The 6751-nt window shown below is 59.4% G+C and carries 7 protein-coding genes and 1 pseudogene; 5 read left to right on the forward strand and 3 right to left on the reverse strand.

What is annotated here, in order from left to right; all coding sequences use genetic code 11:
* Positions 1 to 118: pseudogene (locus GVL50_RS29245) on the forward strand (IS110 family transposase); the annotation flags it as partial.
* 79 nt (positions 119 to 197) lie between these two features.
* On the opposite strand, the gene GVL50_RS28265 reads toward GVL50_RS29245, so the two are convergent.
* Both GVL50_RS28265 and GVL50_RS28270 read right to left on the reverse strand, forming a co-directional pair.
* Positions 198 to 596 carry a hypothetical protein gene (locus GVL50_RS28265; protein ID WP_159815829.1) on the reverse strand — a complete coding sequence of 133 codons (399 nt, stop codon included), beginning with the start codon at positions 594 to 596 and terminating at the stop codon, positions 198 to 200.
* Between the two features lie 174 nt (positions 597 to 770).
* Positions 771 to 1931, reverse strand: a complete 1161-nt coding sequence (locus GVL50_RS28270) for an MFS transporter (RefSeq protein ID WP_159815830.1) — start codon at positions 1929 to 1931, stop codon at positions 771 to 773.
* A gap of 98 nt (positions 1932 to 2029) precedes the next feature.
* On the opposite strand from GVL50_RS28270, the gene GVL50_RS28275 reads away from it, so the two are divergent.
* From GVL50_RS28275 to GVL50_RS28285, 3 genes are all read left to right on the forward strand, one after another.
* Positions 2030 to 2794, forward strand: coding sequence for a helix-turn-helix transcriptional regulator (locus GVL50_RS28275; protein WP_159815831.1), 765 nt, complete (start codon positions 2030 to 2032; stop codon positions 2792 to 2794).
* A 96-nt stretch (positions 2795 to 2890) separates the two neighbouring features.
* Positions 2891 to 4000 (forward strand): HlyD family secretion protein, encoded by a 1110-nt coding sequence (locus GVL50_RS28280; protein WP_159815832.1) that lies wholly within the window; start codon positions 2891 to 2893, stop codon positions 3998 to 4000.
* Complete coding sequence (locus GVL50_RS28285; RefSeq protein WP_159815833.1) at positions 3997 to 5592, forward strand: DHA2 family efflux MFS transporter permease subunit; 1596 nt, start codon at positions 3997 to 3999, stop codon at positions 5590 to 5592. The genes GVL50_RS28280 and GVL50_RS28285 overlap by 4 nt, the downstream gene beginning before the upstream one ends.
* Positions 5593 to 5715: 123 nt before the next feature.
* Here the strand turns inward: GVL50_RS28285 and GVL50_RS28290 are convergent, their stop codons facing one another.
* Entirely contained in the window at positions 5716 to 6156 is a 441-nt protein-coding gene (locus GVL50_RS28290) for a carboxymuconolactone decarboxylase family protein (RefSeq protein WP_053121963.1), read from the reverse strand.
* A gap of 187 nt (positions 6157 to 6343) precedes the next feature.
* Here GVL50_RS28290 and GVL50_RS28295 point away from each other — a divergent pair, with 187 nt between their 5' ends.
* The gene (locus GVL50_RS28295) at positions 6344 to 6643 is read left to right on the forward strand and encodes a hypothetical protein (RefSeq protein WP_159815834.1); all 300 of its coding nucleotides are present in this window, start codon (positions 6344 to 6346) and stop codon (positions 6641 to 6643) included.
* Positions 6644 to 6751 lie beyond the last annotated feature (108 nt).

Here is a 6751-nt window from a genome sequence, read left to right on the forward strand (position 1 = left end):
TCATCGAAACAAGGGCAAGGCCACCACTGAAGCGCTGGTGATTTTGTCACGTAAACTCGCGCGTATTGCATACGCGCTGCTGAAGAGCGAGAAAGCATACGTCAGCAAAACTGCCTAAAAAACGTTGTTCGCAACCATAGAATCTCCCACAGGGGATGTACTTGTCAAAGTGACGCTGCGCAAACTAACCGTGAATATTAGTGCCCAGGGCAATAATCACCCGAACCATTGATCAGAATGACTCGAATACTTCCTAGCACAGGATTACCTTCGTCACGATTAATCACAACGCGCACGTCAGCAGTACCGTTCCTGATGGGTTTAATGCAAGTTTGATAATCGCCCACCGTTTCCTCCAAGTAGCCTTTGTTCACATCTTCTTCGTTGACAAATCGACCGATGATTTTTTTAGTATCGGGTAGCTCCTCACCACGGAATGAACCAACCCATGTAGTCTGGATTGCATCTCCAAGCTTTAAACCTCGAGCTGGCCGGATTTCAAAGGTAACGCCTCTCGTCGGCGTATCCGAGTTACAATTAATAAGCTCTGTGTCGTTCGGATCTGTATGTGTTCGCAAAAAAGTGATCTCGCTCATTTTCTCATCTCCTTGGATAGGCATTAACGTGGCGTTACGGTCGATATTGAGAAATAGTATTTGGCCATTCCCCACTGATGCATTAGAGGCAAATACAGAGAAACTAGCTACTGTCAGAAGTAACAGGTAACCGAGATCAATTAGCTATTAAAAAAACTACTGCCATAACTTGAGTTAGCGTAACGTTTCACTCGGCGTAGAAGTTCGATTGCTCCGGCTGTTTCCTGCGGTCAGCAGCAACGCCAGGGCGCTGCACGCAATCAAGGTTTCACCAAGCGCCTGAGACCAACCGGCAAGCATCAACCCCGCGCCAATCAACAGGTAGTAAAACAACCCCAACAACGCCCCAGCCGTGCCCAATCGATCCGCATAATCAACCAACGCCATCCCCAGAATATTCGGGATCGCCATACCGAACGCCAGCACAATCAGCAGCATCGGCAACACAAACGCCGCACTGTCCTGCAACCACCAAACGCCCAGACCACCGAGCAAACCGCTGACAGCCGCGAGGCGAATCAACTGCATCGCTGCGACCCCGGCCTTTAACAAACGCTTGTTGAACCACGCGCCAAACCCCGAGCCCAGCGCGAGGATCACGCCGCTGTAGCCGAACAACGTGTCACTCAAGCCCAGCCGCTGAAACTGGAACGGCGCGAGGCTGTAGTAGCTGAACAGCGCCACATTGAACGAGGCAATCCACAACGCCGAACGCCAGATACCCAGGTCACGCAACATGCGCCCAAGGGTTTCAAACAGACTCACCGGCGGCAGTTGCTCCGGCCGGGTTTCCGGCAGGGTGTACATACTCCACAGCAAGAGCAGCACGGCAAGCACTAGCAAAGCGCCGAGGACACCGCGATAACCAAAGGCTTGCACCAGACTGGCACCGCTGAACAAACCGATCGCCGGACTGGCCGCCAGCGCGATGCCCATTATTGAAAAAACCTGCGCGAGTTCCGTGCCCTTAAAGCGATCGCGCAATACGGTTTGCGTCACCACCGAGCCGACCGCCGCACCAAACGCCGCCACCGCCTGAACCGCTAACAACCCGGTAAAACTGCCAACCCGCAAGCCGATCACCGTCGCCAATGCATAAATCGCCAGCCCTGCAAGCATCGTCGGACGCCGGCCGATGCGATCGCACAACCGGCCCCACACCACCACGCCCACGGCAAACGCGAGGAAATACACCGACAAGGTTTGCGCCGCCGCTTCGGGGCCGACGTCAAACACCCGTCCGATATCGCCCAGCGCCGGGCTGTACAGGGTTTGCGCGATCTGCGGAAACATCAGCAGCGCGATCGCCAGCAGCAACAGATTTCTGTTGTTCATACTTCGTGTCTCCTCAAGTAAACCGCAGAGGAGTTTAAGAAGCGGCGACTGGCGTATTATCCGAATCCTGCCAACTTATCGCTAAAATCGGACAACCCATGGCCTGGCTCGATGCTCACGCAACGTTTGACGCTGACAGTTACCCCGCGCCGGTGATCGGTATCGCCGCAACCTTGGGCGACCATGATTCCGGCCTGCATCAGCATCAACGCGGGCAACTGCTATTCACCCGCCAGGGCTGCACGCGCATTACGCTGGCCCAGCAATTGTGCCTGTTGCCACCGTCGCGGGCGGCGTGGATTCCGCCGGGCGTGAGTCATCGCGCGGTGATGCAGCACAGTGTCGATTACCGTTCGATCTACCTGACTGCCGAACTGTGCGCCGAGCTGCCGCAGCAAGTCTGCGTGATCGAAGTCAGCCCATTGCTGCGCGCCGTGCTGGAGCCGATCGCAACAGCGGATTTCGACATTGATTGGCAACAGGGCAAGTTCGCCCATTTACTCGGTCTGTGCCTGAGCGAAATCGCCGAAGCGGCGCAGCAACCGATGCTATTGCCGCTGCCTCGGGACAAGCGTCTGGCGCCGCTGCTGAATACGCCCGAGCGTCTGCCACCAGAGTTGCAAATGCTGGAACAACAGATCGGCGCCAGCAGCCGTACTATCGGGCGGATCTTCCAGCGCGAAACCGGCATGAGCTATCAACAATGGCGCCAGCAATGGCGGTTGATGCGCGCCATGGAATTGCTCGCCACCGGGCGCAGCCTCAGCTATTGCGGGTTCGAACTGGGTTTCGCCAGCGACAGCGCGTTTATCGCTTTCTTCAAATCAATGACTGGCAGCACACCCGGACACTGGCTCAAATAAACAACTGACGATCGGCATCCGAAATAAATTGCCAGCAAATATTACCTGCGTCATATTACGGCCGTAATAACGAACCATTTGCGCAGGTATTCCGCCATGACCAGCATGCCCACCCTCGAACCTGTTGCGGTGAAGGCCAAGCATCCCCTGCTTAGACGCGTGCTGCTTGCGGGCGTCGGTTTACTCGCGCTGATTTTCGCCGGCGTCTACGCCGTGCATTGGTGGGGCGCCGGGCGATTTCTTGAAGAAACCGACGATGCCTACATCGGTGGCGACGTCACGGTGATCGGGCCGAAAGTCGCCGGTTACATCGACGAAGTGCTGGTCAGCGACAACCAGCACGTCAAGGCCGGCGATGTGCTGATCCGTCTCGACGCGCGCGACTACCGCGCCAATCTGGCGAAAAGCGAAGGCGCGGTCGCCGCTGAAGAAGCGCTGCTGGCCAACCTCGACGCCACGGAACAATTGCAGCAAGCAGTGATCGGCCAGGCCCGCGCCGGCATCGATGCGGCGGGCGCCGAAACCGCGCGCTCGCGTGACGACAACGCCCGCTACAAACGCCTGGTGACGACCAATGCCGTGTCGGTCGAAAGTGCGCAACGCGCCGATGCCACCTTCAAAACAGCGCAAGCCTTGAGCGCCCGCGCCCAGGCCGAACTGCTCGCCGCACAACGCCAACTCGCCGTGATCGATACGCAAAAACAACAGGCCCGCGCCGCCCTTCAGCAGGCTCGCGCCGAACGTGATCTGGCGCAGTTGAATCTCGGCTACACCGAATTGCGTGCGCCGGTGGATGGCGTGATCGGCAACCGCCGCGCACGGGTTGGCGCTTATGCGCAGGCCGGTTCGCAACAATTGTCGGTGGTGCCGGCCAGCGGCTTGTGGGTCGATGCCAATTTCAAGGAAGACCAATTGGCGCGGATGAAACCCGGCCAACGCGTAAGCATCCGCGCCGATGTGCTGTCCGGACAGGAATTCCACGGTCGTCTCGACAGCCTCGCTCCCGCCACCGGCTCGCAGTTCAGCGTGTTGCCGCCGGAAAACGCCACCGGCAACTTCACCAAAATCGTTCAGCGGGTGCCGGTGCGCATCCTCCTCGACCCGGCGGACGGCGTGCTCGGCCACCTGCGCCCGGGGCTGTCAGTGACAGCAGAAGTCGACACCCGCGCCCAGCCTGAAACCAGCGCCGTGGCCGTCGCGCCATGAGCGCCGCCACCCTCGCCGCCCCTGCGCAACCGTTCAACGCGGCGGACATGGCCACCGCAACCAAGGTATTCGCCTTCGCGACGATGTGCATCGGCATGTTTATCGCGTTGCTCGACATCCAGATCGTCTCCGCGTCGTTGCGCGATATTGGCGGTGGATTGTCCGCCGGCACCGATGAAACCGCGTGGGTGCAGACCAGTTATTTGATCGCCGAAATCATCGTGATTCCCTTGTCGGGCTGGCTGTCGCGCGTGTTCTCGACGAGGTGGTTGTTCTGCGCGTCGGCAGTCGGTTTCACCCTCGCCAGTCTGCTCTGCGGCATCGCCTGGAACATCCAGAGCATGATCGCTTTTCGCGCCCTGCAAGGTTTTCTCGGCGGCTCGATGATTCCGCTGGTGTTCACCACCGCGTTCTTTTTCTTCACCGGCAAACAGCGGGTGATTGCAGCGGCGACCATCGGCGCAGTCGCCTCATTGGCGCCAACCATGGGCCCGGTGATTGGCGGCTGGATCACCGATATTTCGTCGTGGCACTGGCTGTTCTACATCAACTTGGTGCCAGGGATTTTCGTCGCCGTGGCGGTGCCGATGCTGGTGAAAATCGATCAGCCGGAATTGTCGCTGCTCAAGGGCGCGGACTATCTGAGCATGGTCTTTCTCGCGCTGTTTCTCGGCTGCCTCGAATACACCCTTGAAGAAGGCCCGCGCTGGAACTGGTTCAGCGACCAGACGATTTTGACCACGGCGTGGATCAGCGGGCTCGCCGGATTGGCCTTCATTGGCCGCACGTTGCACGTGGCCAATCCGATCGTTGATCTGCGCGCCTTGAAGGATCGCAATTTCGCCCTCGGCTGCTTCTTTTCCTTTGTCACCGGCATCGGCCTGTTCGCGACGATTTACCTGACGCCGTTGTTTCTCGGCCGGGTGCGCGGCTACAGCGCGCTGGACATTGGTCTGGCGGTTTTCTCCACCGGCGTGTTCCAGATCATGGCGATTCCGCTCTACGCCTTTCTCGCCAATCGCGTCGATCTGCGCTGGATCATGATGGTCGGCCTGGGGTTGTTCGCGGTGTCGATGTGGGAATTCAGCCCGATCACCCACGACTGGGGCGCGGGGCAATTGATGCTGCCGCAAGCACTGCGCGGAATTGCTCAGCAACTGGCGGTGCCGCCGGCGGTGACATTGACCTTGGGAGGGTTGGCGCCAGCACGCTTGAAGCATGCCTCGGGCCTGTTCAACCTGATGCGCAATCTCGGTGGGGCGATTGGGATTGCGGCGTGTGCGACCATTCTCAATGACCGTACCAACCTGCATTTCACGCGGTTGGCCGAGCATCTGAACAGCAGCAATGAGGCGATGAATCAGTGGCTGTCGCAGGTCGGCGGCAACTTCGCCACGCTGGGCCAAAGCGGTGACGTCGGCGTCACCGCCAGCCTGCGCCAGTTGTGGTTGCTGACGTACCGCGAGGCGCAAACGCAAACCTACGGCGACACCTTTCTGATGATCATGGTCTGCTTCGTCATCGCCACGGCGATGGTGCCCTTGATGCGCAAGGTACAACCACCGGCCGCGCCGAGTGCGGATGGGCATTGATCCCGATATCACCACACCCCCGTGTAGGAGCTGCCGAAGGCTGCGATCTTTTGATCTTGTCTTTTAAAAGCAAAGTCAAAAGATCGCAGCCTTCGGCAGCTCCTACAGGGGATTGTGGGCAGCTTAGGCTTGCGGGGTTTTGCGGAAGCCGACGGCCAGGCGATTCCAGCTGTTGATGGTGCTGATTGCAACGGTCAGGTCGACCAGTTCTTTCGGGGTGAACTGCGCCGCGACGACTTCGTAATCTTCATCCGGTGCGTGGGTCAGGCTCAGTTGGGTCAGCGATTCAGTCCACAGCAGCGCGGCGCGTTCGCGGTCGCTGAAGAACGGCGCTTCACGCCAAGCAGTCACGGCGAACAGACGACGCGGGGTTTCGCCGCCCTTGATGGCATCGGCGGTGTGCATGTCGATGCAGAAGGCGCAGCCGTTGATTTGCGAAGCGCGCAGCTTGACCAGTTCAACCAGGGTCTTTTCCAGTGGCAGTTTGGAAACGGCGGTTTCCAGGGCGATCATCGCTTTCAGGGCGTCCGGGGAAGCGGTGTAGAAATCGGTACGAGCTTTCATGGTGAGTATCCGGGGGCGAGTGAATGTGTGACTACGTTAGTCCCGGCGCGGGGTTCGGCAAATAGCCAATATTCCAGAAGAACAGTAGGCCACTTGGCCACGCGATCGACCGCTGGTCAGCCGACCGGCACCAACGCTTCAGCGCGTCAGACCAATATCAGGTAAATCCCCTTTTTGGAGACGTACCATGAAGACGCGCACTTTCACTTCGTTAATGCTCGCCGGCCTGCTCGCCACGGCCTCGGCCGCCAGCTTCGCGGCCAACGATGGCGCTGACGCCACTGGCACCAAATCCGGCGCCACCAGCGGCTCGACCATGCCACCGGACAACACACCAGGCGCGCCTTCTGGCGGCAACGGCTCGGACGGTGCAGGTTCGGGCACCGGCACCAATGGCGGTTCCAGCGGTTCGGGCTCAGGCGCGGGCGGCGGCACCGGTTCGGCCGGCGGCGGGACTGGCGGTGCGGGCGGTGGCACAGGCGGCTGAACGAACAAGAGCCATCCGTGGTGAGCCATTGACGCAGATTCCATGTGGGAGCGGGCTTGCTCGCGAAGGCGGTGTGTCAGGTAGAAATTGTTTATCTGACACGACGCC

Origin of the sequence: Pseudomonas sp. 18058, from assembly GCF_902706155.1 — a bacterium.
Taxonomy (GTDB): Bacteria; Pseudomonadota; Gammaproteobacteria; order Pseudomonadales; family Pseudomonadaceae; genus Aquipseudomonas; species Aquipseudomonas rustica.

Bases quoted from the DNA above. Each gene is read 5' to 3' on its own strand.
- GVL50_RS28265 (WP_159815829.1), bottom strand. From the start codon at position 596: ATGAGCGAGATCACTTTTTTGCGAACACATACAGATCCGAACGACACA.
- GVL50_RS28270 (WP_159815830.1), bottom strand. From the start codon at position 1,931: ATGAACAACAGAAATCTGTTGCTGCTGGCGATCGCGCTGCTGATGTTT.
- GVL50_RS28275 (WP_159815831.1), top strand. From the start codon at position 2,030: ATGGCCTGGCTCGATGCTCACGCAACGTTTGACGCTGACAGTTACCCC.
- GVL50_RS28280 (WP_159815832.1), top strand. From the start codon at position 2,891: ATGACCAGCATGCCCACCCTCGAACCTGTTGCGGTGAAGGCCAAGCAT.
- GVL50_RS28285 (WP_159815833.1), top strand. From the start codon at position 3,997: ATGAGCGCCGCCACCCTCGCCGCCCCTGCGCAACCGTTCAACGCGGCG.
- GVL50_RS28290 (WP_053121963.1), bottom strand. From the start codon at position 6,156: ATGAAAGCTCGTACCGATTTCTACACCGCTTCCCCGGACGCCCTGAAA.
- GVL50_RS28295 (WP_159815834.1), top strand. From the start codon at position 6,344: ATGAAGACGCGCACTTTCACTTCGTTAATGCTCGCCGGCCTGCTCGCC.